This window comes from Bacillus sp. NTK074B (assembly GCF_017303375.1).
Lineage (GTDB): Bacteria > Bacillota > Bacilli > Bacillales > Bacillaceae_B > Rossellomorea.
In genome coordinates, this window is record NZ_JAFKOH010000008.1 from 194203 (window position 1) to 219211 (window position 25009).

A 25009-nucleotide genomic window follows, 5' to 3' on the forward strand; every position below is an offset into this window, starting at 1 on the left:
CAATCGGAATGCATGATTTTGTGAGAGTCCTTGGATAATCAAACTGAGGGACGGACCTCTTGATAAAGCAGCAGGGGAAAGGAGAATCGAATGAATAACAAAACACCATTTAAGAAAAGAACATTCCTTCGAACGGTCCCCCTTGTCATCCTTCTCATTATTTCAACAAAGTATATGTTCGATGAAGCCCCCTTTAATGACTATAAAGGCTGGATGGCGATGATTGGGTTTTGGGTGTATATGAGCTTATTCGAATTAATTGTAGCCATTCGAAAAAGAAACAAGGTTTCAATGTTTTTGAACAGCATCTTGGTCTTGGACGGATTAGGATTACTTTTTTTATATATCACTGAATATTTTTAACTGAAATTTTGTTCAAACACATTCCGTATATAGAAGAAAAAGGAGTCGATAGGATGTCTACAGGAATGCTTTCCTTACTGACCACCCTGATTTGGCTTGTTGCGATCCAGGAGTTTTTGAAACCGGACAAGTGCCAGAGCAATCGGAAAGTAATGATTCTCACGTCAGCAGGCTCCATGTTGACACCCGTTCTGACGGTTTCTCTCTTTCAAAGTCTCCACTTGTGAAGACAGGAGTTGGCTATTTAAAAAAAGGGCTCATCTTTACAGGAGCATTGATCTTGACCGGGTTTGGGGCAACCTTTCTCATCCAGTTACTCCGGGATGGGGAGGTCTACCTTGCCGAAATGGATGTGAGCGTGATTGGAATGGTGATGGTGGGTCCAGGGGTATGGATGAAAGGGGATCACAGGAATGAACCTTTCGCGATTTTAAGTGATAAGAGTGCTTGTCGTCTTTTTTTGCATCGGTTTATTCGGAGATCTAATTTTATTCATTCAAGGTTCTTATGAATTGATTCTGCTTAACGGATGATTCTCAGACAGTTAGGGGATTCTTCTTAATAGGAACGTTAGAGGAGTGGACATATGGAATTAGCCGGAAGAACGTTAAAAGACAAGGCCAGGGCAGCTATGAGTAAGTTGAAGGACAATGTGAAAGAAACGTACTATTCGGTGGCAGAGATCCCCTCATCGTCTGTTCAGGAGTTGGCGTTTTTTATTCAGCTGCACCCTGAATCTCAAGCCACGAAGATGGATCTCCTGGGAAACTCATTTTCTTTTTTCAGATTGAATTTGAACCAGTATGATTTCTATTTGGAAACAAGGAGTGGCCGCATACTCTATCTGGACGGATCTAAAGAGGGTAAGCGATTTGTTTCTTATCGGTCCTACCGGGATGCTGACCGTTTACATTCACCAGTGAAATTGAGATGAAAATAGGAAGCAGGGCCTTCTTGTGGAAAGAGGGTTCTTTTTTGATGGATCAATATGATTGTAAAAATTGTGGAAGAAAACGGTTTCCGAGCTTTCTATTGAGCTTGTCTGGATGCGTTCTTATTTATTCATGGTAGAGTGTCACAAAGGCAGGATTCATCCCTTAGCACACACACCCTTCTAATCTATTGGTTAAAAGGAAAAAAGTATTATACAATTTAAGAGAGTGTATAGTAGTATTTTCCTAGTCAAAGAATTTATGAAGATAGGATGAAAAAAATGAGAAATGATTATAACCATAGATGGAAGCGTTATATTCTCATCCTCATTGCCTTATGTGGAATCGGTAGTTTCCTCTACGGGCTTATTGTTTTGGCAAGAGGGGGATGGGAGACTCGGTTGTTGGAGGAGAGCCTTGTCATCACACTTTTTTTATTAGTTATGTTTCCGAAAGCCGTGAAGCTGCCGAGTGGAACATATTGGAGACCTTCCATTGGATTGATCTTGTATGTTGCGCTGCTTTTTCCCTATCACTATTCCATCTTGATCACGTTTGTTGGAATGGTCATATCATTATGGAAGAAAGGGGAGAGATGGAGGGATATCTGGCTTACTTTCGGTCACCTGTCCCTTGGGATCTTAGCTGCAAGGGCCACCACCGTGCAATGGCATCCGCCGTTCGGGGACTCTTTTCCAGACGCCCTCTTTTGGATCATCCCGTCTCTTGCCGTCCATTTCCTCGTCAATCGTTTTATTTCAGCCTTTATTGTTTCATATAGGAAGCATCAACATATGGGAAAACAGATTATGTTGATCAGGCAGGATTTGAATTGGGGCTATCTGAGCACCTATTTGGTCACCATATGTATGGTGTTACTGTCTCAAGCGTATGGTGTCGCCTCTGCCATTATCCCTGTTCTTCTTCTTTATGCTATCTATTCATCCGTTCACTATTTCAAGAAAGCAAGCGACCTGGAACAAATTTATTTAACGGACGGGTTGACCGGGGTGGAGAATCGCGCTTCGTGGGAATATTTCAAGGCAGGGTTCCCTTCTATTGGAGAGCCGGGTACTGTCGTATTTGTGGATCTGGACCAATTTAAGGGCATCAATGACACTTGGGGGCATGAGATAGGCGACAAGATCCTCTGTGAAACTGCCCAATGTCTGAAAGAAATCACAGCCGTTCACCATCGGGTCTTTCGCTTCGGTGGCGATGAATTCCTTTTGTATATCCCTCATGAGAAAAATCAGGTGAAAGAGGTCCGTCACATGATACAGAATAAAATCCAACAGCAAAATCAAGCATGGGCCGAGCGTCGCCTGGATGTTTCCATGAGTTCCGGAATCGGTTTTGTTTCCACAAAAGAGGAAAAGCTGGACGAACTTTTTTCATCCATTGATCAGGCCATGTACAATGAGAAATTCGAGAAGAAGGAACAAGGGAAAACGGCGGAGTGATCGTGGACCCATGGGGGATGACCCTTGAAAAGAAAGACCATCATCATTCTCATGATCTTTCCGAATCCCGGACGATGGCACTGAAAACGTATGATTCTCGGGCCATCCACCTTATCAAGGGAAGGAAGAATGAAGAATCGAACGTTTGAAATATACACATTAGAGAAAAACGGTATAGAAAACGTCCCTTAGCCATGCAGGGGACGTTTATTTGTGCTGAGGTATGAAGAAGATTTGAGAGGGACGGACCTTACATTCTTTTAAACGTATATCGAGCCTATCCTTTTGACTATCTCTTAGAAAAGGAATAAACTATAACAGTTCCATTGCGAACAATTAACTATATGAATAATAAGGAATGAGGGCATACCAATGGATAATCAGAGGATCACTTCAGCGCTGCAGTTATTGCGTTCCTTTTCACGGGTGAATAAGACGATGATGAGGTTCGTTCAGAAAACGGCTGCAGATAATGGATTATCGGTCCCACAATATACGATTTTAGTGACGATTGCCCCTGAGAAAGCGTTGACTCAAAAAGTCGTTGGAGAGAAAACGTTCCTGCCGAAAAGTACACTGAGTCAAGCCGTCGATGGCCTTGTCCAGGCAGGGTACCTCCATCGGCAGCAGGTGGAGGATAATCGAAGGGAAATGCTTCTCTCTCTCAGTTGTGAGGGGGAAACGATGTTAAAAGGCATTCACAAAAAGGAAGGGAGCGTCCATCAGCTGACGGCCGGGGCCGTGGAGATGCTGTCAGAAAAGGAGTTTGCCGAACTCTTGCAGGCCCATGAGCGGATTGCCGACTTCTTTGATGAAAAAGAGAAAAAGGAGGATGCCACATGATCAAGTTATTGAAACATTTATCGGCGTATAAATGGATGGTCGTCGGGATCTTTGGGCTGATCTTCCTTCAATCCATGTCGACCCTTTATTTGCCTACGCTTATGTCTGACATTATTGACAAAGGTGTCGTCGTCGGGGACATCCCGTATATATGGAAGATTGGCGGATTCATGCTTGGCGTTTCCGCCCTCGGTGCAGTGGCCTCCATTGTGGCGAGTTACTACTCTTCGAAAGCCGCCATCGGATTGGGGCGCGATGTCCGCCGGAAACTTTTTTATCATATTGAAAAATTCTCGCTCCAGGAATTCGATGAAGTGGGGACGGCTTCCCTGATCACGAGAACGACGAACGACATCACCCAGGTACAGCAGGTTGTAATCATGATGCTCCGGATGATCATCAGTGCTCCGATTATGTTGATCGGTGGGATCATCATGGCGGTGTTGATGGACGCAAAGCTATCCCTGGTCATTATCTTGACGATGCCTGTATTGGTGGGCTCGATCCTCCTGATTTTATATAAAGGGATCCCGTTATTTAAAACCGTCCAGAAAAAGTTGGACAAATTGAACCTTGTGCTTCGTGAAAATTTGACGGGGATTCGCGTTATCCGTGCGTTCAACCGGGAACCGGAAGAGAAGGAGCGCCTGAAGCAAACGAACAAGGAACTGACCGATGTGTCGATCAAGGTGAATAAAATCATGGCCTTTATGATGCCGGTGATGATGCTCGTCATGAATATGACCGTCGTCGCCGTCATCTGGTTCGGGGGCATCCGGATCGATAACGGCGGAATGCAGATCGGGGATTTGATGGCCTTCATTCAATACGTCATGCAAATCATGTTTGCCCTCGTGATGGCGTCAATGATGTTTGTCATGGTGCCACGTGCCGATGTATCGGCGAAGCGGATCAACAAAGTACTCGAAATGAAGCCTTCTTTTGAAGATAATGGAACAGATCGAGCGGATGTTCACGAAGGGACCCTTGAATTCGATTCGGTTTCGTTCCATTATCCTGGTGCCGAAGAGCCTGCCCTGTCGGATATCAGTTTTACCGCGAATCCCGGTGAAACGACGGCCATCATTGGGGGGACCGGATCTGGGAAAACAACCCTTATCAACCTGATTCCACGCTTTTATGAAGTCGCGAGTGGAACCATCCGCGTCAACGGCGTGGATATCCGGGAAGCTTCTCAGGAGGAAATCAGATCCAAGCTTGGACTTGTCCCCCAGAAAGCGACGCTTTTTACAGGAACGATCGCGGAGAATATCCGCTTTGGGAAAGAAGATGCGACGGATGAAGAAGTGGCGGAGGCCGCACGGATCGCCCAGGCAGAAGACTTCGTCAGCAGGATGGAGGGTGGATTCGAGGCGGAAGTCGAGCAGGGCGGATCCAATCTCTCCGGAGGTCAGAAACAGCGGTTGTCGATTGCAAGAGCACTGGTCCGGAAGCCGGATATCTATTTATTTGACGACAGCTTCTCTGCCCTGGATTATAAAACGGATGCAGTGCTCCGTGCCACTTTGAAAAAAGAAACCGGAGACGCCACGGTGCTCATCGTCGCTCAACGGGTCAGCACAGTCGTCGATGCCGACCGGATCATCGTCCTCGAGAAAGGAAGAGTAGCCGGGATCGGTACCCACCAGGAACTGCTTGCTACCAATGAGGTGTATCAGGAAATCGTCGCATCACAGCTTTCAGAGGAGGAATCGGCATGAGTAAGGAACGAAAACCTCAAAGAGGCGGAGGTCACGGAGGATTTGGACCCGGCGGCGGAAACATGATGATGATGGGGCAGAAGCCCAAGAATTTCAAGGCAACCCTCAGGCGTCTGCTTGGTTATTTAAAGCCGCGCCGCGGGCAGTTGTTCGCCGTTCTTTTTGCCGCCATCTTAAGCACGGTCTTTGCTATTATCGGTCCAAAGATTATGGGGAATGCCATTACGGAATTATTCGAAGGTGCCTATGCGAAGTTCAAGGGAGTGCCCGGTGCAGGAATTGACTTTGGCAAAATCGGGGAGATCCTGCTGTTTCTTGCCGGACTCTATCTGTTCAGCAGCATCTTCAATTTTATCCAGCAATACATCATGTCAAGCGTTGCCCAGCTGACGGCGTATGATTTAAGGGAAGATGTGAATCGAAAGATTGAAAAGCTTCCCCTGAAGTATTACGACGGACGTCCGAACGGGGAAACCCTGAGCCGGATGACGAATGATATTGATACGATCAGCAGTACGCTTCAGCAAAGTCTTACCCAGTTCATCACGTCGGTGGTGACCATCGTCGGAATCATCATCATGATGCTGTCCATCAGTCCCTTGTTGACCCTCATTTCCGTGGTGAGCTTACCGGTTTCCGTGTTCGCCATCCGTCCGATTTTGAAACGGTCGCAAAAACATTTCAGCGATCAGCAGCGGACCCTTGGTCAACTGAACGGACACATTGAAGAAATGTTCACGGGACATCAAGTCGTGAAAGCGTTCGGCCATGAGAAGAAGGCTGGTGTCGAGTTCGATTCGGTGAATGATGAATTGTATGAAGCGGGAAGCAAAGCCCAGTTCATCTCCGGTATCATCATGCCGATCATGACGTTCATCGGAAACATCAGCTATGTACTGATCAGTGTGGTCGGAGGAATCCTGGTGACGAACCGGGCGATTTCCATCGGTGATATTCAGGCGTTCATCACCTACACGCGCCAGTTCACCCAGCCGATCACCCAGACGGCGAATATCGCGAATATCATCCAATCAACGGTGGCAGCGGCTGAACGGGTATTTGAGCTGTTGGATGAGGAAGAAGAAGTGAAAGAAGAAACGGTCGCTCATCTTTCCCGTCCGAAAGGCGAGGTTGTGTTCAATCAGGTGAACTTCGGATATAGCGAAAATCTGTTGATCAACGACATGAACATTCATGTGAAGCCCGGCCAGACGGTTGCCATCGTGGGGCCGACCGGAGCGGGTAAAACCACTCTGATCAATCTGTTGATGCGGTTTTACGAATTGAATGACGGTAAAATTAAAATTGACGGCGTCGACACAAGGTCCGTCCCTCGAAGTGATCTGAGGAAAAGCTTCGGGATGGTGCTGCAGGATACGTGGCTCTTTAAGGGGACGATCAAGGAGAATATCTCCTATGGTAAGACGGGGACAACGGAAGAGGAGATCATGCGTGCGTCCGAGATGGCCCATGCCGATCACTTCATTCGTACGCTTCCGGAAGGCTATGATACGGTCCTGAATGAGGAAGCATCGAATATCTCTCAAGGACAGAAGCAGCTTATTACCATCGCCGGGGCGATACTGGCCGATCCTCCGATCATGATTCTTGATGAAGCGACGTCCAGTGTCGATACCCGGACAGAGCTTCTGATCCAGCAAGCCATGAACCGGTTGATGGACAACAGAACGAGCTTCGTCATCGCCCACAGGCTCTCGACGATTAAGGATGCCGACCTGATTCTGGTCATGGACCAAGGGTCTGTCATTGAACAGGGAACTCACGCAGAACTTCTTCGAGAGAACGGATTCTATGCTGATCTTTATAATAGTCAGTTTGGTGAAGTGGCTGGATAAAGAAGCGTGGGAACGGTTCTCTTGCTTCTGAATGCTAGAATGAATGGAATAGTTTCGGGCCTGACTTCCGGTAACGTGAGTCAGGCCCTTTTTAATTTTTCATGATTATAAAGAAAATTCGACACGTCGGTCTGATTGTGGATATTCCCGGATGAATAGTTCAAAACCCGCAGGATTCGAATCCATTTCCTCAAGAATCCCAGTCAAATCCTCATTCCAGGCAGGTAAGCATGGGGACGCTTCTCCCGCTTCCAACATAACAGATAAAAGGAAGCATTAGGTCGGTCCCTCCGCCTTCTTGAGTGTTAAGATAGATGTGGGATATAAAAAATAGAAAGCTTTTTGTCCAGTATTATCATGAATGTACATAGAAGAAAGGATTATGACAATATGAATCAAGAAACCAAACAAAAGTCTGTTGTCTTTGCACTCTTAATTGCCACGTTCCTCACAGCTATCGAAGGTACGATCGTCAGTACGGCCATGCCGAAGATTGTGGAGGACCTGGGCGGAAGTGAGCTGTATACGTGGGTCATCTCTGTCTATCTATTAGCGATTGTCATCAGTACGCCCGTTTTCGGGAAGCTGGCTGATTTATTCGGGAGAAAGATCATGTTTACCATCGGGGTCAGCATCTTTCTCGCTGGATCCATGCTATCAGGATTATCGCAATCCATGGAGCAGCTGGTCCTGTTCCGTCTGATTCAGGGGATCGGGGCAGGAGCCCTCACGACTTTGCCGTTTACCATCATCGGCGATGTGTTTACGTTTGAAATGCGGGCGAAGATGCAGGGATGGATGAGCAGCGTCTGGGGGATCGCCGGCATTACAGGGCCCCTTGCCGGAGGGTTTATTGTCGATACGATTTCATGGCACTGGATCTTCTATATGAATCTGCCATTCGGTATTGTCTCTCTCTTCCTATTATGGACGTCGTTAAAGGAAAACATCGAGAAGAAAAAGCACAAAATCGACTATAGCGGTATTATAACGTTTGCTGTCAGTATTACTGCCTTCCTATATGCTCTGACGCTCCTGAAGGAACAAAATCATATGACGGGGAGCATATTCACGTTGCTGATTGTGGCTGCCGTTGGAATCAGCCTGTTTCTTTGGATTGAATCCAAGGCGGAAGAGCCCATGCTCCCATTGACATTATTCAAGAACCTCTTTATTACCATCTCGACGATTGCCGGCTTTATGCTTGGCTTTATTCTGGTAGCCGTTACGTTTTATATTCCCTTATGGGTTCAGGGAGTCACCGGTTTAAACGCCACCATGTCCGGGGTGACGATGCTCCCAATGTCGATTACCTGGCCGTTCGCTGCAGTGCTGTCCGGAAAGTTGATGGCCAAAACCTCGATTGGGCGAATCACCATCATGGGAATCTCAGTCATTACAGCGGGATGTCTCGGGTTGGTCTTATTAACGGAGAATACGACCGTTCCGTTGATGATGGTTGTCACCGCCATGATCGGCTTTGGCTTCGGTCTATCCCTCACCGCCTTCACGGTGGCGGTTCAATCCTCTGTTGAATGGAAGGTCCGGGGAGCTGCCATGGGAACATTCAACTTGATGCGAAACCTCGGTCAGTCCATCGGGATCGCGGTTTCCGGCCTGTGGCTGAGCGATCAGTTAAGCGGCCACGCATTAGAGTCCAGTCTCCACACCGTGTTTATTATCCTGGTGGTCCTGGCCGTATGCGCGATTGTGACAGCTGGGATGCTGCTGGGTGAAAAGGGGAAACAGCTCTCTTTGAATTAGCGGGATCATAAGATCGGGTCCCTTGGAACCGGAGGAATAGAGCCGCAGGGCCACCTGTGGCTCTTTTTTTTACCTTTCTTGACTTTGGTGGAAGGAATTAGACGCAGTAAAAAAATAATCTTCCTCTCCATTCACCTCTCTTGAAAACCGTAAGCTTTACAGGAGACTTGTCTGAAAGAGTTCTGTGCAGGTCTTTCTTCTCCTTCCTGACCCCGGCATTTTTTGGACAGAACATTCACACCCCAAGAGTATAATTTCATCCCGAACAGACAAGGATGGTACTACTACATAATGGGAGGGGGCTGCATATGTTTTTGAACAAGAAACAAAGAGGTCCCATCCTCAGATATCGCTGTCGCCTTGGATACGATCAAAAGTAAAAGCGAAATCAAACTTGTCGAACCGAAATCCATGGAATTCGACTTGAATATCCAAATCAATGCACGCTTGCAGGAGATCATCCGTAATGTTGATTTAAAGAAAAACGAAAACCTGTCGTTAATCGAAAAAAAGCTGAGCAAAAAAATACCAATGAAATCGAGGATCTCCTCGCCTACTGTCAGTCCAAATCATCCGATGTATTTGGTTTTGGTGAAGAATATCGAACGAAATCAATCCATTCCAATCTGACTGATGAAGAGTGGCATGATATGTTCAAGGACATCAAAGTGAACGTCAACATCGATTTTGTCATCATCAGGACTGGAGTGGTGGAGTGAAGAAAGACCCGGGGATGGCTGGTACCCCGGTCTTTCTTTATGTCTCCTGCCCCTGCAACAAGGGTCGCGGCGACAAATGAATCAGGCAGCCACCCGGGTAGCCTGTACTGCCTGAAATCTTCTTTCATTGTGATGCCCCCGGTACATAAATCATTCAGATCCTTCCACTAATTGGACATAATTCAATATTTTCAAGAGGATGATGATCGGCAAGTTCTCACATACTGATTAAATAATACATCAGTTTAAAGGATGATTAGGTGAAACAGCAATGTGAGAAAATTAGCAATTGGTGTGTGGTCAGCATGGCCTCGATCCCATTGGTGATGACCCTTGGGAATTCCATGTTGATCCCTGTACTGCCCGTATTCGAAAAAAAAGTAGGTATCAGCTCTTTTCAAACGAGTATGATCATCACGAGTTACTCGATTGCTTCTATCTTCCTCATACCGGTCGCAGGCTATCTGTCTGATCGATTTGGGAGGAAAATCATTATTCTACCGAGCCTTTTGATTGCCTTGCTAGGTGGGCTGGTTTCAGGATTTGCTTCGTGGAAGATGGATGATCCGTTTACGTGGATCATCATCGGACGGGTTCTTCAAGGGATCGGGGCAGCCGGTGCAGCGCCGATCATTTTACCTCTTGTTGGGGACCTGTATAAGGATGATGATGAAAAAACAAGCTCCTGCCTCGGACTGATCGAAACATCCAATACATTCGGTAAAGTGTTAAGTCCCATATTGGGGGCTTTGTTTGCTGCGTATTTATGGTATCTTCCTTTTTTCTCAATTTCAGTATTCAGTTTCGTTTCGATCCTCCTCGTGTGGTTTTTTGTAAAGGTTCCAAAGAAGAAAGAGAAGCCCGTGGCATTGTCTGAATTCCTCCAGAAGACGAAGAAGATTTTCAAGCAGGAAGGGAAATGGATCTTTACTGTGTTTCTTGTCGGGATCTATATCATGCTTGTTTTATTCGGCGTCTTGTTTTTTCTCTCGGATTCACTTGAGAAGGTGCATGACTTATATGGGGTAAAGAAAGGATTTGTCCTGGCGATCCCATTATTGGCTCTCTGTATCGCGTCGTTTGTATCCGGAAGAAAGATCAAGGGGGATCTGAAGGTGATGAAACTGATCATGACCGTTAGCCTCATACTCATGAGCATCAGTGTTGCCTGTATCGGGTGGGTAGATCAGCGATTGGTTCTTCTCCTGGTCGTTACGAGCGTCCTCGGTCTATCCATTGGTGCCCTGCTGCCCACGATGGATGCATTGATCACTGAAAATATTGAGAAAGAGGAGCGGGGAACCATCTCATCTTTCTACAGTTCTTCAAGATTCATCGGGGTAGCGGCAGGACCACCCTTAATGGCAATGGTCATGAAATCACTCCTGAATGCCAGTCTTATAGGTGCAGGACTACTTGGGATCATGATGTTTCTGCTCGTATTATTCTTCATTAAGCCCGACAAATCTACCCCGTAAGCGCGATTTTGACAGATGGAATGCTTTTGGGTGAGAAGGGGGGACAGCTTTCGTTAAATTACAGGGACGGACCTCTTGATTCGGAATTCACCAAATCAAAAACCAGGATTAGTAGGTCCGTCCCTCATTACGGTTGCAGGGGTAGAGGCTGTATTTCCAGTTGTTTTTCGATGTGGTTGACTTTTTGGAGGATTCGTTGCACTTCGGTCTAACATGGAATATTGTTTTTCCAGGATTTCTAATTGGGTTTCATAGCCCCCTGGATATTGTCTTAACTAGCTTGGTGTGTTCTACCCTTATGAGGGAAGGGGGATCAAGTCTCTTTGATTCTTCCACAGCTGATTCACATATCTGAATATTAGAGTGGCAGTTACGGCGTAAGTTGGGGTCGCCTGCACCCCAGAGATTCTGATCCAATGGGGGTCAGTTCAATTCCATATGACTGCAAGTTCATTTTTTATCATTTCTCCCATGTAGGATTAACCGTTGTAGTATATATGTAAACGCCTATGATGGTGAAAAACCTTATGGGAACCATTCGGAAGAACTGGGCATATGGTATATCACTAAATGAGTGGAGATGGTGAAAATGAACAATGAGCAGGTTCTAGAATCAAAATCCATCCTGATTGGCAGATTGTTTACCCTTGGAGGATCTGTACTCTTTCTAATTGGGTCACTTATTGCTGCCATATTAGCCTATAATGATTTCGAGAAAGTAATCAATGAATAACGAAAGTCCGGGAAGATCGCTTTTTCTGGCAGAAGAGGCTGCTTCTTATGCTGGCTGTATGAAAAGCATAAGAAACAGCCCCCAAATGTTTCAAGGTTTGTCCCAACAAAATAAACATTCCATCTTTGAAGGAATGTCGTTTGGAGAGCATTAGTTTCCTTTTCTGGACGAGACATTTACAGTTGGGGCAAGGGGTGACTTGGAAAATTGTTTTTCCTTTGCAGGCAGGGACATTTCTTTTTCCAGCTTTTGATGAGTGGACAGTTTGTCATACGTCGTACCAATAAATAACTGTCCTTTTAAATCCTTAATTCCAAGATTACCGAAGTTATTGCTCAAATCAGCATGGTCAATGTTGACATTCTCAATCGATAGGTGCTCGATTACGATCTTTGAAGGTTCTTGCTGAGTGGCCAGATTGTTACGGACCTCTGATACAAGCCCCGTTTTTAGCCATTCGATTTCATTTTCCAGCTTCTTAATCTTGTCTTTCATCTCATTTTGCTCTGCATCGATGCTTTTTTTGATGAGTGAAGTTAATTTCTTCTGAAAGAAAGTATATAACATATTCTCACATTCTTTTAGTTATTTTTTCACTGTGAGCCTCCATGAAATGTCACATTTTCAATTTTTCTGGGATAAGCAACCTGTATGAGTCCGTTAAGAAATTGGATATTGATTGATTTAGCTTCGGTCGGTTCTGGAAGGGGAATTGTACGCTCAAATTCCCCGCAAAACCGTTCCGACCTGACTTCCATTTCTTTAGGGTATATCGGTTTGACAACCCCTTTGATGAGGAGATTGGTGTTGGAACTTAATGAAAAGGTTATATCCTCTTGAGATAAGCCGGGGGCTTCAAGGATGACGCATATATGGGATTCATTCTGATACACATCATATCTCGGGAAATCATCATCTGTTTGAAAGAACTGGGAAGGATTTTGGCTGTCGAAAATATTGCTCCAGAAATTATCACTTTTGTATTGATTGGTCAGTTCGAGCCATTTTTTCATCTTTTCCATGTCCATTCACACATCACCTCTCCTTAGGAAGCGTAAAGTTTACACTTGAACTGTGTAAGGGATAGCCGGGTTGGCAATTTGATCCTGGTCGCTTACATCAGGGTCAAGTACCCCAGTATTCATTTGTGAGCCGGTAGGCGATAAATCACCAAATGAAAAGTTCGCGCCGAATAATTTTGCATTCGCCGTATGACTGTTGTGTACCGTTGGACCGATATCAACGTTTCCGTTCTGCGTCACACCATTTACTTTAATATTAAATATGTTGATCTGATACGGCATGAGGATCCTCCTTCTCGGCTTCTCTTGGGTCAACCGGTACAGGAACCGGCAAAGGTGCTCCCGCATTGACTGAATCCGCATTGGCCACGGACGTTTGATCATTTACATCTGGATCAATATATACATTTTCCATCATTGATTCTGTCGGGGAAGTATCACCGTATGAAGAGTTAATACCCTGAGATTTATTATTCGCTGTATGGCTGTTATGCACCGCTTCTCCAATGGTAATGGAGCCATTTCCGGATATGCTGTTTACCTTCATACAGTAAAGGTTTACTACAGTCTGCACAGTTTCCCACCTCTCTGTCTATGGGATACTATATGCTTTTGTCAGCCCATTCGTTCGGGTCTTTGCAAATTAATTGAATTTATTCTATATTCGCCTGAGGAATGAATAAAGTCTTGAAAAATGTCAGTAAACAGTGAACCATGGGTGTTGATAACAGAATGGTCAATACCATTAGTCCATTGACAGTTAGAATCCATCTTGAAATAGAGGTTAATCCGTCATGAATTGATTCACCAACTCATAACACCGATCCTTCGTCGACTCATACAACGAAATGTACCAAGCCACATTTTCAAACGTCCCGCCTTCATACTTCAGCCTTTCTTTCTCTGCTTTTTCTTCTTTCTCCTCGATCCATTTCACTTGTTCCGTTTCTAAATCTGCAAAGACTTCTGGAGACAGCTCTTTTTTCAGGAGAGCATATATCTCATTTAAAGCATGATCATATTTTTCGTAAGACACTCCGTAGTAGCTTTTCATGGCGTTGGTGACGCCTTTATCGGAATCCTTCTTTTCCGGCATGGCATCCAGTTCTTTTTGGATGTTGTCCAGTTTTTCTATGTAGGTTTGTTTGCCTTCTGCTTTTTTGACTGGATGATCCTGTTCTGAGTTGTCTGTGCCATGATTTTCGGAAGATGCGGCGGATGTTCCTTCTGTTTGGTCCTTTTCATTGAGATCCGATACCGATGAATCCCCCTTATCTGTGCTTGCCGGAACGGCCTCCGACTCAGGCTGATTGGCAGCATCCTCTTCAGAAGATGAACTGCAGGCGGACATCCCCACCAATAACATGGCGGATAAGGCTGTGGCGATAAATAGGTTCTTTTTCTTCATTGTTACAGCTCCAATCTTTTGTTCAAAATACAGTACCTGGATTATTTTAACATAACCAAATATATCCTTCGAATGTATTCCTCAGACGTTCCCATTTCGGACTACCTTCTGGTAAAATTAGGTTTGCGAATGCGAGATGAGAACTTGAAACTCTATGGAGGTGTCACATGCTTGAAGTGAAAACAAATTATGTTTTTAAAAAAATTAAACCGATCACCAAAGGCTGGTCGAGTGATAAGAAGTATTATGTGGAAGCCGAGTCGGGTGAAAGGCTGCTGCTTCGGACGGCGGACGCTTCTGAATATAAAAGTAAGAAGAGCGAATTTGAAGCGATGAAGCGTTTGGCTGAATCGGGCCTCCCAATGTCGAAGCCTTTGGAATTTGGAATGGGTGATGATGGCCAACTAGTGTATACCCTTTTTACCTGGTGTGAGGGAGAAGATGCTGCGGAGATACTCCCGAAGCTTACGGATACGGAGCAATACGAGCTTGGTCTGAAGTCGGGCCGTTATTTACGGGAAATCCACTCTACACCTGCGCCTTTAGAGGAAGAAACGTGGGAAACAAAGTTCAACGGGAAAGTAAATAAGAAGATAGAGCAGTATCAGGATTGTCCCCATACGATTGAAAGCGGCGATCTTATCTTAGAATACATAGAGGCAAACAGACATCTCCTCGCCGGCCGTCCACAAACGTTCCATCACGGAGATTACCACGTGGGAAATATGGTCATTTCGAAAAAGGGTGAACTGTCCATCATCGATTTCAATCGCCATGATTTCGGTGATCCGTGGGAAGAATTCAACCGAATCGCCTTCAGTGCATCGGCGAGTCCTCATTTTGCCACGGGACAGCTGAACGGCTATTTTAACGGGCGACCACCGGAAGAGTTCTTCAAGCTCTTGGCCTTTTACATCAGCAGCAATATGCTGTCGTCCCTCCCGTGGGCCATGAGGTTCGGGGAAGAGGAAGTGGAGACAATGAAGAAACAGGCGAAGGAAGTGCTGGGGTGGTTTGACGGGATGAGGCATCCTGTACCGACGTGGTATGTGGAGGACTTTTACGTTCAGTACATCGATGGCATTCCTCATAAGTTAAAGGCACCCTTCGATTTTTCTTTTATTAAAAAGTACGGAGAGGTCTTTAAAGTATATGATGATCAGGACTCGGGCAATATTTGCTTCGGAGTCAGGAACGGTGAAGAGAGACGGTTCATCAAGTTCGCCGGTGCCCCGACCGCGCGATATGAAGGCAAACCGGAAGAAGCGGTCTCCTGGTTGAAGGATGCCGTGAAAGTGTATGAAGATCTGGCCCATCCCCATTTAGCGAGATTGATCCGCTCCGAGGAAGTCGGGGAAGGTTTTGCTGCCATTTTTGAAGGACAGATGGGGAGTGCATGGGGAGGATGTATCCCCGTTCCCGGGAGAAGTTCATGCAGCTACCTGACAGTAAAAGGGTTGACGTGTTCCGTGATATCCTCGACTTTCACATCCATGCTGCGGAGAAAGGGTATGTGGCCATCGATTTCTATGACGGCAGCATTCTCTATGACTATCAAAAAGGAAAGACGTTGATCTGTGATATCGATCTCTATGCAAAACACCCTTATATCAATACGATGGGCAGGATGTGGGGGTCATCACGCTTCATGTCCCCGGAGGAATTCAAGCTTGGTGCCGAAATCGATGAAATCACCAATGTGTATGTGATGGGAGCCACCGCCTTTGCCTTGTTCGGCGGGGAGAGGGATCGTTCCAGGGGAAAATGGAGACTGAGCGAAGAGTTATATGAAGTGGCGGTGAAGGCTGTGAGTGATGACAGGGAGGAGCGCCATCAGTCGCTTACGAAGTTTAAGAGAGAGTGGGATGGGCGGGTTGTCCCAGTTTAAAAATGGACTTGTGAACCACGAAATGTCACCGTGGTTTTTTTTTTCGTGAAATCTTCCCACCCTGTACACACATTGTTAATAGTTTCGTCATATTTACCTTCTAAGATGAATGTAACAACAAAGATTAACAGAGCAAAACCACTTTAGGAGGTAGTGAAATGCTAGACCAACATAATCAAAACGAAGAAACCCAGCATATAGAGTCAGAAGAAGTTGAGAAGAAAGAAGGCATGGAGCGAAGCCCGAAACCGAAGAAGACATTTAGAGGACGTGGGTTTCTGAACACAGTCGGTGCCGGGATCATCGGGTCCGTCCTGACCCTGACCGTATTGCCTCAAACGGATTACTATCAGAACCTGGCCCAGGACAGTATCGAACAATCCACTCATCAAGGGCAGACCGATACGGCCGCAGACTCAGGAATCACGCCAACGACCGTATCCACTGCGGGCAGTGGGGATGTAGCAAGTATCGTGGAGGATGCCTCCCAGTCCATCGTCGGAATCGTCAACTATCAGCAGCAGAATGGCATGGGAGGATCCCAGGATGCGGCAGCCGGGACAGGCTCAGGCGTCCTCTTCAAAAAAGACGGGGACAGTGCGTTTATCATCACGAATAATCACGTGATCGAAGGGGCTTCCAAGATTGAAGTATCCCTCTATGATGGAGAAAAGACGGAGGGTGAACTGATCGGAGCCGACCCACTGACGGATCTTGCCGTCGTGAAGATTGACGGCAAATACGCAGACAACTTATTGAAAGTCGGGGATTCCAGTGCCCTGCGTGCCGGTGAACAGGTGATCGCCATCGGGAATCCACTCGGACTGGATCTTTCCAGAACGGTGACACAAGGAATCGTCAGTGCCGTGGACCGAACCATCCCGGTTCAAACGTCAGAAGGAGAGTCTGAACTGAACGTCATCCAAACAGATGCCGCCATCAACCCAGGTAACAGTGGAGGCGCACTCCTGAATACCAAGGGTGAATTGATCGGGATCAACAGCGCGAAGATCTCGAACTCCGGCGTAGAAGGACTCGGATTTGCAATCCCAAGTAAGGACTTCATGCCGATTGTCAGCGAAATCATTAAAACAGGAAAAGTGGAGCGTCCATATATCGGAATCGGAATGAAGAACCTGTCCGATATTCCACGCTCGTACCTGCCGAATCTGCCAGAGTCAGTCAAATCCGGTGTAGTCATCGCCAATGTCGACCCAACTTCAGCAGCGGCTGACGCCGGGATAAAAGAGGGCGATGCGATTACCGAGATGAACGGGAAGTCAGTGGAGAATGTGTCGGATTTAAGAAGGCAGCTGTACGGAGACCTGAACGTAGGGGATAAGATCGACCTGACCATTATCCGGGAAGGTAAGAAAATGAAGGTGAGTTTGAAACTGACTAGTAATGCGATGATGAATGGGTAAGGCAGCTGGTTTGACTTGGTGGGCAGTATAAAGGGAGTGTACCTGGTAAAAACGATTAGAACGTACCAGGCACCAACCGAGTGAAAGGTGCCTGGTACCAACCGCCCGAATTGTACCAGGCACCAAAACGAGGGCACCAAAACAACACCCAGTACATTTAAATGAACAAAAAAGGAGTACGGGTTCGTGACGAATAAAAAACGATCGATCACACTATGGAGCATCGTCGGAGGGGTGGTCCTCATCGGAGCACTGCTCGCTGTATTCGGTTTTTCCAGAGATGATGTGGTAGCGAAGGTTGGGAACGAGTCGATTACGAAAGACGATTTGTATTCCACCCTAGTGGATCAATACGGGGATGGCGCGTTGGATACGCTGATTGCCGAGAAGATTGTGAAGCTTGAGAGTGAGAAGGAAAATCTCACGGTGAAGGATAGTGAAATCGATAAGGAACTTAAGAATATTAAAGGACAATATGACAGTGAAAAGGCATTCAACGAGGCGCTCACTTCAAGCGGGGCGGATCTGGATAGTGTGAAAGAAAATATTAAGACGTATCTGCTGACGGAGAAGCTGCTGAAAGACAGGGTCTCCATTACAGATAATCAAGTCAAGGAATACTTTGATGCAAATAAGGATTCGTTTGCTCAAGAGGAACAGATAGAGGCCAGTCATATTTTGGTGGATGATGAACAGACGGCACAAGAAGTGAAGGCGAAGCTTGATGACGGAGGCGATTTCGCGGAACTTGCGAAAGAGTACTCCACGGATACATCGAATGCCGAGTCAGGCGGGAAGCTTGGTTATTTTGGGAAAGGTGAAATGGTGAAGGAGTTTGATGATAAGGTGTTTTCCATGGAAAAAGGTGAAATCAGCGAGCCGGTGAAAACCGAGTTCGGGTATCACATCATCAAGGTGACGGGCAAGAAAGAAGCGAAAGAGGCCGTTCTTGCCGATCATAAAGACGAAATCAAAGATATCCTCTTCGATCAGGCCCTTCAAGCGGAGTATGGAACGTGGCTCCAGGAAAAGAAAGAGGACTATAAAATTGAAAATCTGTTGAAAGATTCATAATCCCCTCATGGTTTGTTCATGATTTGGTCATAATTGGTGGAAATACTGTTAGTGCAGCTGCACCCTATAATAGGAGGGATTCAAATGAAGAATAAGAAAACAATAGCGTTGGCCGGAGTATTAGCGATTGGTATCGCGGCGGCTCTTCCGGCTTTCGCAGCTGAAGAGAAGATTGCAGGGAAGACAAGTGATTCGGCAGTGATAGGAGATCATGAATTTGGTAAGCGCGGCGGACCTGGGAAGTTTCATCTGAATGAAGATCAGTTGAGGGATAAAGCAGAGGAATTGGGCGTTGACACCACCGATAAGAATACACGTGAACTTGCCAAAGCGATCATGGGGGCAGAGCTTGAGAAAAGAGCGAAAGCATTAGGGATTGATACAGAAGGGAAAGATCCTCGAGCTATTATGGAGGAAATCCGTCAAGTAAAACGAAACAATAAGGCAAAAGAACTGGGGATTTCCACTGATGGAAAAGATCAGAAAGAGCTGGCTCAAGAAATAAAAGAAGCCGTATTGAAGCAAAAGGCAAAAGAACTTGGAGTTGAAACCGACGGCAAGGACCTGAAAGCCCTTGCGGATGAGGTAAGGGAAGCCGTCCTCATGAAACAGGCAAAAGACCTTGGGATCGAGACAGACGGAAAAGATCATCAAGAGTTGAGGCAGGAAATTTTTGACGCTTCCATCCTGAAAGCTTCGAAAGAAATCGGCATTGAAACAGAAGGCAAAACATCGAAAGAGTTGATGAAAGAAATACTGACCGAACATCCCGATGAAGCGAAGAAACTCGATTTCTTCCCATTCAATAAGGATAGGGAAGGCTTCTTTTTCCCCCTGGGCGGTAAAGGGCATCACGGTCCGGGACATGGAAAAGGACCTCACGATGCTGACCAAAGGGATGAAACATCGGCAGAATCTGAAAGTGTAGCCTTATAAGTCAGGGAATCCCCGCCATCTGAGCGGGGGTTTTTCCATTGTAGAACGAATCGTGAAAAACGACTATACTTGAAGGAAGAGGGAGCCGTGGGGACAGGTACCGTGGCGCATGAACCAGGGTACCTGTCCCCATGGCCTGTCCCGGAAAGGAGCGATGGAGATGAACGTGCTGGTGGTAGAGGATAATCAAAGCGTCACAAGCATGCTTGAAATGTTTTTTTCGAAAGAGGATATAAAAGGTGAGTTTGTCCATGATGGTGCTGATGGGTATCAAGCCTTTAAGGAAGGCGAGTGGGATCTGGTCATTCTGGACTGGATGCTTCCGGGGATGGACGGCGTGACGATCTGCCGGAAGATCAGGGAGGAAGGATCACAGGTCCCGATCATCATGTTGACGGCGAAGGACAGTGAGTCCGATCAGGTTCTCGGACTTGAGCTCGGTGCAGATGATTATGTGACCAAGCCCTTTTCTCCACTTGCCCTGATGGCGAGGATCCGTGCCGTGACCCGTCGCTATCAAGGGGAGAAGAGCACTTCGGATGTGGGCGACACATCGGATTTCCGGATCAGCAAGGAAACCCGTGAAGTCTTTTTGAACGGTGCCCCCCTGACGAATCTGACGCCGAAAGAGTTTGAACTTCTCTATTTCCTTTCCCAGCATCCACGTCAGGTGTTCTCAAGGGAACAGCTCCTCGAACGGGTATGGGGATATGATTTCTACGGAGACGAGCGAACGGTGGATGTCCATATCAAACGGCTCCGGAACAAGATCGGAAGCAAGGACAAGCCTTACTTGCATACGGTATGGGGCGTAGGCTATAAATTCGATGAGACGGCGGTCGGCGATGAAGTTTAGGTATTTGTATCAGCTGCTTCTCAGCCATACGAGCGTCCTCATCATCGCTTTCATGATCCTCGGCCTCCTGTTTTCCCATTATGTGGAGAATCTTGTGTACGAAAATAAGGTGACGGAGCTCAGGACATATGGCGATAAAATTTTATCGGATTTAGAGCGTCCGAGTCCGAGAAGACCCCTTTATCTGGAAGAGTACAGTAACCTGCTTCATGCGCGGAATATCGATGTGATCACGTTCAATCGTCAGGGGGAAGTCTCCTTCTCGAGGGGCGGGGTGTATCCTCGCATTGAGCTCTCCCAGGAAGAGTGGGAGAAGATCGAAAGCGGTGAAACCGTTCCGTTGAAAAAAGATTTCGGACGCTTCAACCAGGCGGTATCCCTTGTCATCATGCCCCGGATCGTCAACGATCAGCTGACGGGTGGACTGATCTTGATATCCCCGATCAGCGGGACAAGGGAAATGCTGAGTGAAATCAATCATTATCTTTTATATATCGTCCTGTTGGCGCTGGCGATTTCCGTCCTGGTGAGCTTGTTCTTATCCAAGCTCCATGTGAAACGGATTCAGCGCATCAGGGAGGCAACATCAAAAGTGTCATCAGGGGATTACGATGTTCACGTCCCAAGCTCCAACTTCGATGAAATCGGGGATCTCGCCGAAGATTTCAATGAAATGGTCACGAAACTTCAGGCATCCAAAGAGGAAATCGATAATCTTGAAAGCAGGAGGCGCCAGTTCATGGCGGATGTGTCCCATGAACTGAGAACGCCGCTTACAACGATCCGGGGTGTTATCGAAGGCATCCGGAACGACATGATCCCTGAAGAACAGAAGGAAAAAAGCTTCGGCCTCGTCAGCGAGGAAACAAAGCGACTCATCCGTCTTGTCAATGAAAATCTGGACTATGAAAAAATCAGATCCAATCAGGTGGTGCTCAACAAAGTCACCCTGCCTATCCTTGATGCTTTCGAAGTCATCAAAGAACAGCTTGATTTCCAGGCAGAGGAAAAAGGGAATGACATCAGAATCCTTGCCAGTGAAGAGGCCAGGATTCATGCCGACTACGACCGGCTAATCCAGATTCTGATCAATATTACGAAAAACAGCATCCAATTCACGTCCGGTGGAACGATTACGTTAAAGGGGTCTTCAGATGAAAAGGAAACTCGCATCGAAATCGAAGACACCGGAATCGGCATGGATCCGGATGAAATCAAGTCGATCTGGCGCCGCTTCTATAAAGCAGATCTTTCCAGAACGAACAACCCTTACGGGGAATTCGGCATCGGCCTTTCCATCGTGAAGCAGCTCGTGCTCATGCACGAAGGGACGATCGATGTGTTCAGCGAGAAGGGAAAAGGGACGAAGTTTGTGATCCGGATCCCGGTATGAGAAAAAAAGATCAGGGGGGACAGAAGAGACCATGAGGATAGGTCCCCTGGCCCGTTTTTTGAATAGGAGCCATGGTCCCCATGGTTCTATCAACTTTGCCAAGTTGCACGTATGCCCAAACCCCATCTTTCAAAAATCATTAATGGAATACGATATTTTAGGTATTTTTGAGGGTTTTTTCTTCTCTTTTCACTGATTCGGGCATTTTCATGAAAAATAGATAGGACTTTTTAATGGTGATTCACATTCGGCCAAATTCCGTTATAATAGGGAAAGAGGAATTATTTTTTTAATATTAAAAAAATAATCGAAAGCGGGGATGCTATTCCGATGAATCATTTTGATTTATTGACCGGTCTACTGATTAATCTCCTAGTCATTCTAATTGTCATATTGCTGTTGAACTTTCACTATCTATCAAGAAATAAAGTACATAAGCTTCAAATGTCATCTCTTTCGATCTACCTGATCAGCTCATTTCTCATGCTCGTCAGTATGGGCTTGTCTGTTCAGTTGGAAGATGGGTTCCTATATGACCTGCGCTGCATTCCCTTTTTACTGGGAGGGATCTACGGTGGCAGGAAGGTCATGCCGTGGCTTGCGGTTACGATGGTTGTGATCCGGCTGCCGATGATGGGGACGGGAGTCATCATTACCATGATCATTGCGATCCTGTTCACTGTCGTCATTTTGTATGTGCGTCCTAAAATGGCAAACAAGGCATTGAAGGCGAGGGTCTATGCGTATACGGCATTGTCTTTCGTATACTCGGTTCTTTCTTTTTGGCTACCGTCTGTCATCTTTGATTTTGGTCAGCTTAGCTCGTTCCCAATCTACTCAGCGGTCCTGACAGGATCTACGTTTTTTGTCTTCTACTTATGTGAAATCATCAGGACCATTTATATTCTTCAATTGGAATCGATTAAATACGAGAAGATGCAGGTCGTTAGTCACCTGGCAGCCAGCATGAGTCATGAGGTCAGGAATCCCTTGACGACTGTGAAAGGATTCCTTCAATTAATCAATGAAGATCCAAACAATATGACCAATAATAAAGAACTCTCAGAGGTCGCCGTCAGTGAAATCGACCGGGCGACAGAAGTCATCAACCAATACCTGAACTTTGCGAGGCCTCACCCAGAACTTGAGGAAGAAGTAAGTATCAGGGATGAAATCAACCGGTCAAAGGAAATCATCATGCCCCTTGCCGCCAAAAAAGGGATTATCCTAAAGGCGAATATCCTCCATCACCATTCGATCAAGGGAGATCCGAATAAGCTTCAGCAAGTTCTCATCAACGTCATGAAAAACGGCATGGAGGCCATGGATACCGGTGGAACGCTCCGCCTCTTCAGCTACCTTGAAGCGGGAAAGGTATTCATTGTCATCAATGACACGGGGATTGGCATGAACAAGGAACAGCTCATGCGCCTCGGTGAACCGTATTTCTCCATGAAAGGCAAGAACGGAACTGGCCTCGGCATGATGACCGTCTTCCAACTCGTCGAAGGCATGAAAGGCACCATCAAAGTCCTAAGCAAACCGGAAAAAGGTACATCCGTCATCCTATCCTTCCCACCCTACAACAAACAGGAAAAAGGGCAAATATCAACCCCTCCAAGTACAACAGAGGTCCGTCCCTCCCTGCGTTAAGCGGGAGGGACGGACCTCTTTGTGGGAGGGGGCTTTTGTCAAAAAAAATCGACACGGCGGCTTGATTGCTGGAGGTTCCGCATCATTATTCTGATTTTGGAATGGATGCCTTAAATCAGGCATGCTAGTGGGAAAACCCACAAGCTTGAAGCAGTTTGAGGTTTACTGAAGAAGAAAGGAAGAAAGAAGAAGCAGTATCGATGAAAGGGACGGACCTCTCTGTGAGAGGTCCGTCCCTGCCTATGGATGCGTATTATGGCTCATCTGCGTAGCTTGAGGGACGGACTTTTTCTTCTCTTTGATCCCAAACAGGATGCGCGTAAAGGAGAAACGGCGGATCAGGGCATGGTAGGCGATGGAGATGATTCCGAACGAGAGACTAACAAGGATGAGCGCTTTTACCCAAATAGGCCAGTTCAGGTCCCTGATAAAGAACCCCATGATAATGATGACAGGCTGGTGCAGAATGTAAAACGGAAGGGAAGCCTCACTGCTGTACTGGAGAAATGTATTAGAAAAGGACAAATAGCGGTTGGCTAAAGCGTAAAATGCCAGGATTAGATTGAAGCTCCCGATTACCATGAAACATGTAAAGAGAAAGGATACCGGAGAATCCTCAGGTGGAAGTCCCTTTATGAACCATGCAGTATAGAGGATAAGACAAGCCAATCCAACAGAAAGATAAACACGAAAATGATGATGCAAAAGCCCGAGCAAAGAACTGCTGCTGAAACCATAATAACCAGCAAGAAAGAATAGAAGATAAACAGTAAGATCCCACCCACCGAGATGAATACTCTCCATAAAGATCGTTACGAGAAGGATGGTCAGTTGAAAGACCAGCAGATGAAAAACGGTGATCCTTTTCAGTGGATTGGTCTTTACAAATAAGTACGTTGTTAACAGGGAAAAAACCATGAGTGCAAGCAAGTACCATAGATGTAACCCGAAAAAGGCAAAATTTCCGGTTCCTCCAATTTCCACATATATTCCTTTAAAAGCATGTGGCAAAAATTCAAGGAATGATCCCGAGAACTGCTCGTTGGCCTTTCTTTCTACATAGACCTGGGGAGGGGTGAGAACCAATACACCGAATAGGAGGGGAATGCCCAAGCGAATAAACCTTTCTTTTACATACCTATCCCAATTCCTCCGTTGTAACGAATAATATGAGCTGATACCCGAGATGATGAAGAAGATCGGCATGATCCAACTCCCAATCAAAAGGGAAAAAGCCAGGATGACGGGTGAATCTAATTGATTATTTTTTACATGCCAGTCGAATGGATTGAAAAACATGGAGCAATGATACAAATACACACATAATGTAGCTATCACCTTGATCCATTCCAGATCGTCTCTTCTGTTATTCTCCTTATTCATGCTCTTCTCTCCTTTTACTAAAAGGCTGTTTTCCCAAAGATTGTTGCTATTTGCATCCAAACTTAGATTTACGATGCTCTGTCAATTAGGTTGTGGTGCA

The 25009-nt window shown here is 46.2% G+C and carries 26 protein-coding genes; 20 read left to right on the forward strand and 6 right to left on the reverse strand.

Annotated elements, in window-relative coordinates:
• Nucleotides 1–90: 90 nt before the first annotated feature.
• The 12 genes from JI667_RS15030 to JI667_RS15085 all read left to right on the forward strand — a co-directional run bounded on the left by JI667_RS15030 (nucleotide 91) and on the right by JI667_RS15085 (nucleotide 11872).
• Nucleotides 91–363, forward strand: a complete 273-nt coding sequence (locus JI667_RS15030; protein WP_206856578.1) for a hypothetical protein — start codon at nucleotides 91–93, stop codon at nucleotides 361–363.
• A gap of 53 nt (nucleotides 364–416) precedes the next feature.
• Nucleotides 417–590: a hypothetical protein gene (locus JI667_RS15035; RefSeq protein ID WP_206856579.1), complete on the forward strand. Its 174-nt coding sequence runs from the start codon at nucleotides 417–419 to the stop codon at nucleotides 588–590.
• Between the two features lie 359 nt (nucleotides 591–949).
• Entirely contained in the window at nucleotides 950–1297 is a 348-nt protein-coding gene (locus JI667_RS15040; RefSeq protein ID WP_206856580.1) for a hypothetical protein, read from the forward strand.
• Between the two features lie 279 nt (nucleotides 1298–1576).
• Nucleotides 1577–2758 (forward strand): GGDEF domain-containing protein, encoded by a 1182-nt coding sequence (locus JI667_RS22955; RefSeq protein WP_206856582.1) that lies wholly within the window; start codon nucleotides 1577–1579, stop codon nucleotides 2756–2758.
• Complete coding sequence (locus tag JI667_RS15050) at nucleotides 2755–2907, forward strand: hypothetical protein (protein ID WP_206856584.1); 153 nt, start codon at nucleotides 2755–2757, stop codon at nucleotides 2905–2907. The genes JI667_RS22955 and JI667_RS15050 overlap by 4 nt, the downstream gene beginning before the upstream one ends.
• Before the next feature lie 223 nt (nucleotides 2908–3130).
• Nucleotides 3131–3601, forward strand: coding sequence for a MarR family winged helix-turn-helix transcriptional regulator (locus JI667_RS15055; protein WP_211201305.1), 471 nt, complete (start codon nucleotides 3131–3133; stop codon nucleotides 3599–3601).
• Nucleotides 3598–5322: an ABC transporter ATP-binding protein gene (locus JI667_RS15060; protein ID WP_206856586.1), complete on the forward strand. Its 1725-nt coding sequence runs from the start codon at nucleotides 3598–3600 to the stop codon at nucleotides 5320–5322. Before JI667_RS15055 ends, JI667_RS15060 begins: the two co-directional genes overlap by 4 nt.
• On the forward strand, nucleotides 5319–7178 hold the full coding sequence (locus JI667_RS15065) for an ABC transporter ATP-binding protein (protein WP_206856596.1): 1860 nt from the start codon (nucleotides 5319–5321) through the stop codon (nucleotides 7176–7178). The genes JI667_RS15060 and JI667_RS15065 overlap by 4 nt, the downstream gene beginning before the upstream one ends.
• Before the next feature lie 390 nt (nucleotides 7179–7568).
• Nucleotides 7569–8942 carry an MDR family MFS transporter gene (locus JI667_RS15070; protein WP_206856598.1) on the forward strand — a complete coding sequence of 458 codons (1374 nt, stop codon included), beginning with the start codon at nucleotides 7569–7571 and terminating at the stop codon, nucleotides 8940–8942.
• 536 nt (nucleotides 8943–9478) lie between these two features.
• A complete protein-coding gene (locus JI667_RS23185) occupies nucleotides 9479–9661 on the forward strand; it encodes a Ger(x)C family spore germination C-terminal domain-containing protein (RefSeq protein WP_206856652.1) in 183 nt (60 codons plus the stop codon).
• A gap of 305 nt (nucleotides 9662–9966) precedes the next feature.
• A complete protein-coding gene (locus tag JI667_RS15080) occupies nucleotides 9967–11139 on the forward strand; it encodes an MFS transporter (protein ID WP_206856659.1) in 1173 nt (390 codons plus the stop codon).
• Between the two features lie 589 nt (nucleotides 11140–11728).
• On the forward strand, nucleotides 11729–11872 hold the full coding sequence (locus JI667_RS15085) for a hypothetical protein (RefSeq protein WP_206856662.1): 144 nt from the start codon (nucleotides 11729–11731) through the stop codon (nucleotides 11870–11872).
• Between the two features lie 150 nt (nucleotides 11873–12022).
• On the opposite strand, the gene JI667_RS15090 is transcribed toward JI667_RS15085, so the two are convergent.
• The 5 genes from JI667_RS15090 to JI667_RS15110 form a co-directional block, all read right to left on the reverse strand.
• A complete protein-coding gene (locus JI667_RS15090) occupies nucleotides 12023–12439 on the reverse strand; it encodes a hypothetical protein (protein ID WP_206856600.1) in 417 nt (138 codons plus the stop codon).
• 26 nt (nucleotides 12440–12465) lie between these two features.
• Nucleotides 12466–12900, reverse strand: coding sequence for an Hsp20/alpha crystallin family protein (locus JI667_RS15095; protein ID WP_206856602.1), 435 nt, complete (start codon nucleotides 12898–12900; stop codon nucleotides 12466–12468).
• Between the two features lie 33 nt (nucleotides 12901–12933).
• Nucleotides 12934–13176: a spore germination protein gene (locus JI667_RS15100; protein WP_098353960.1), complete on the reverse strand. Its 243-nt coding sequence runs from the start codon at nucleotides 13174–13176 to the stop codon at nucleotides 12934–12936.
• Nucleotides 13151–13441 (reverse strand): spore germination protein, encoded by a 291-nt coding sequence (locus JI667_RS15105; RefSeq protein WP_206856660.1) that lies wholly within the window; start codon nucleotides 13439–13441, stop codon nucleotides 13151–13153. The genes JI667_RS15100 and JI667_RS15105 overlap by 26 nt, the downstream gene beginning before the upstream one ends.
• Nucleotides 13442–13678: 237 nt before the next feature.
• A complete protein-coding gene (locus tag JI667_RS15110; protein WP_206856603.1) occupies nucleotides 13679–14302 on the reverse strand; it encodes a lysozyme inhibitor LprI family protein in 624 nt (207 codons plus the stop codon).
• A gap of 167 nt (nucleotides 14303–14469) precedes the next feature.
• Here JI667_RS15110 and JI667_RS15115 point away from each other — a divergent pair, with 167 nt between their 5' ends.
• The 8 genes from JI667_RS15115 to JI667_RS15150 all read left to right on the forward strand — a co-directional run bounded on the left by JI667_RS15115 (nucleotide 14470) and on the right by JI667_RS15150 (nucleotide 23526).
• Entirely contained in the window at nucleotides 14470–15876 is a 1407-nt protein-coding gene (locus JI667_RS15115) for an aminoglycoside phosphotransferase family protein (protein ID WP_206856605.1), read from the forward strand.
• Nucleotides 15816–16190: a hypothetical protein gene (locus JI667_RS15120; RefSeq protein WP_206856606.1), complete on the forward strand. Its 375-nt coding sequence runs from the start codon at nucleotides 15816–15818 to the stop codon at nucleotides 16188–16190. Before JI667_RS15115 ends, JI667_RS15120 begins: the two co-directional genes overlap by 61 nt.
• Nucleotides 16191–16348: 158 nt before the next feature.
• On the forward strand, nucleotides 16349–17614 hold the full coding sequence (locus JI667_RS15125; protein ID WP_206856611.1) for a S1C family serine protease: 1266 nt from the start codon (nucleotides 16349–16351) through the stop codon (nucleotides 17612–17614).
• Nucleotides 17615–17800: 186 nt separating this feature from the next.
• A complete protein-coding gene (locus JI667_RS15130; RefSeq protein ID WP_206856612.1) occupies nucleotides 17801–18688 on the forward strand; it encodes a peptidylprolyl isomerase in 888 nt (295 codons plus the stop codon).
• An 84-nt stretch (nucleotides 18689–18772) separates the two neighbouring features.
• Entirely contained in the window at nucleotides 18773–19624 is an 852-nt protein-coding gene (locus tag JI667_RS15135) for a hypothetical protein (RefSeq protein WP_206856613.1), read from the forward strand.
• 160 nt (nucleotides 19625–19784) lie between these two features.
• The gene (locus tag JI667_RS15140) at nucleotides 19785–20480 is read left to right on the forward strand and encodes a winged helix-turn-helix domain-containing protein (protein ID WP_206856615.1); all 696 of its coding nucleotides are present in this window, start codon (nucleotides 19785–19787) and stop codon (nucleotides 20478–20480) included.
• Nucleotides 20470–21873, forward strand: coding sequence for a sensor histidine kinase (locus JI667_RS15145; protein WP_206856617.1), 1404 nt, complete (start codon nucleotides 20470–20472; stop codon nucleotides 21871–21873). The genes JI667_RS15140 and JI667_RS15145 overlap by 11 nt, the downstream gene beginning before the upstream one ends.
• 330 nt (nucleotides 21874–22203) lie before the next feature.
• Nucleotides 22204–23526 carry an ATP-binding protein gene (locus JI667_RS15150; protein WP_206856618.1) on the forward strand — a complete coding sequence of 441 codons (1323 nt, stop codon included), beginning with the start codon at nucleotides 22204–22206 and terminating at the stop codon, nucleotides 23524–23526.
• Between the two features lie 240 nt (nucleotides 23527–23766).
• Here the strand turns inward: JI667_RS15150 and JI667_RS15155 are convergent, their stop codons facing one another.
• Nucleotides 23767–24909 (reverse strand): acyltransferase family protein, encoded by a 1143-nt coding sequence (locus JI667_RS15155; RefSeq protein ID WP_206856619.1) that lies wholly within the window; start codon nucleotides 24907–24909, stop codon nucleotides 23767–23769.
• Between the last annotated feature and the right edge of the window lie 100 nt (nucleotides 24910–25009).

Coding starts and splice junctions, on each gene's coding strand:
- JI667_RS15055 (WP_211201305.1), top strand. CDS start 3,131: ATGGATAATCAGAGGATCACTTCAGCGCTGCAGTTATTGCGTTCCTTT.
- JI667_RS15140 (WP_206856615.1), top strand. CDS start 19,785: ATGAACGTGCTGGTGGTAGAGGATAATCAAAGCGTCACAAGCATGCTT.
- JI667_RS15030 (WP_206856578.1), top strand. CDS start 91: ATGAATAACAAAACACCATTTAAGAAAAGAACATTCCTTCGAACGGTC.
- JI667_RS15090 (WP_206856600.1), bottom strand. CDS start 12,439: ATGTTATATACTTTCTTTCAGAAGAAATTAACTTCACTCATCAAAAAA.
- JI667_RS15125 (WP_206856611.1), top strand. CDS start 16,349: ATGCTAGACCAACATAATCAAAACGAAGAAACCCAGCATATAGAGTCA.
- JI667_RS15105 (WP_206856660.1), bottom strand. CDS start 13,441: ATGAAGGTAAACAGCATATCCGGAAATGGCTCCATTACCATTGGAGAA.
- JI667_RS15080 (WP_206856659.1), top strand. CDS start 9,967: ATGGCCTCGATCCCATTGGTGATGACCCTTGGGAATTCCATGTTGATC.
- JI667_RS15100 (WP_098353960.1), bottom strand. CDS start 13,176: ATGCCGTATCAGATCAACATATTTAATATTAAAGTAAATGGTGTGACG.
- JI667_RS15070 (WP_206856598.1), top strand. CDS start 7,569: ATGAATCAAGAAACCAAACAAAAGTCTGTTGTCTTTGCACTCTTAATT.
- JI667_RS22955 (WP_206856582.1), top strand. CDS start 1,577: ATGAGAAATGATTATAACCATAGATGGAAGCGTTATATTCTCATCCTC.
- JI667_RS15155 (WP_206856619.1), bottom strand. CDS start 24,909: ATGAATAAGGAGAATAACAGAAGAGACGATCTGGAATGGATCAAGGTG.
- JI667_RS15065 (WP_206856596.1), top strand. CDS start 5,319: ATGAGTAAGGAACGAAAACCTCAAAGAGGCGGAGGTCACGGAGGATTT.
- JI667_RS15035 (WP_206856579.1), top strand. CDS start 417: ATGTCTACAGGAATGCTTTCCTTACTGACCACCCTGATTTGGCTTGTT.
- JI667_RS15040 (WP_206856580.1), top strand. CDS start 950: ATGGAATTAGCCGGAAGAACGTTAAAAGACAAGGCCAGGGCAGCTATG.
- JI667_RS15150 (WP_206856618.1), top strand. CDS start 22,204: ATGAATCATTTTGATTTATTGACCGGTCTACTGATTAATCTCCTAGTC.
- JI667_RS15145 (WP_206856617.1), top strand. CDS start 20,470: ATGAAGTTTAGGTATTTGTATCAGCTGCTTCTCAGCCATACGAGCGTC.
- JI667_RS15095 (WP_206856602.1), bottom strand. CDS start 12,900: ATGGACATGGAAAAGATGAAAAAATGGCTCGAACTGACCAATCAATAC.
- JI667_RS15110 (WP_206856603.1), bottom strand. CDS start 14,302: ATGAAGAAAAAGAACCTATTTATCGCCACAGCCTTATCCGCCATGTTA.
- JI667_RS15085 (WP_206856662.1), top strand. CDS start 11,729: ATGAACAATGAGCAGGTTCTAGAATCAAAATCCATCCTGATTGGCAGA.
- JI667_RS15115 (WP_206856605.1), top strand. CDS start 14,470: ATGCTTGAAGTGAAAACAAATTATGTTTTTAAAAAAATTAAACCGATC.
- JI667_RS15135 (WP_206856613.1), top strand. CDS start 18,773: ATGAAGAATAAGAAAACAATAGCGTTGGCCGGAGTATTAGCGATTGGT.
- JI667_RS15060 (WP_206856586.1), top strand. CDS start 3,598: ATGATCAAGTTATTGAAACATTTATCGGCGTATAAATGGATGGTCGTC.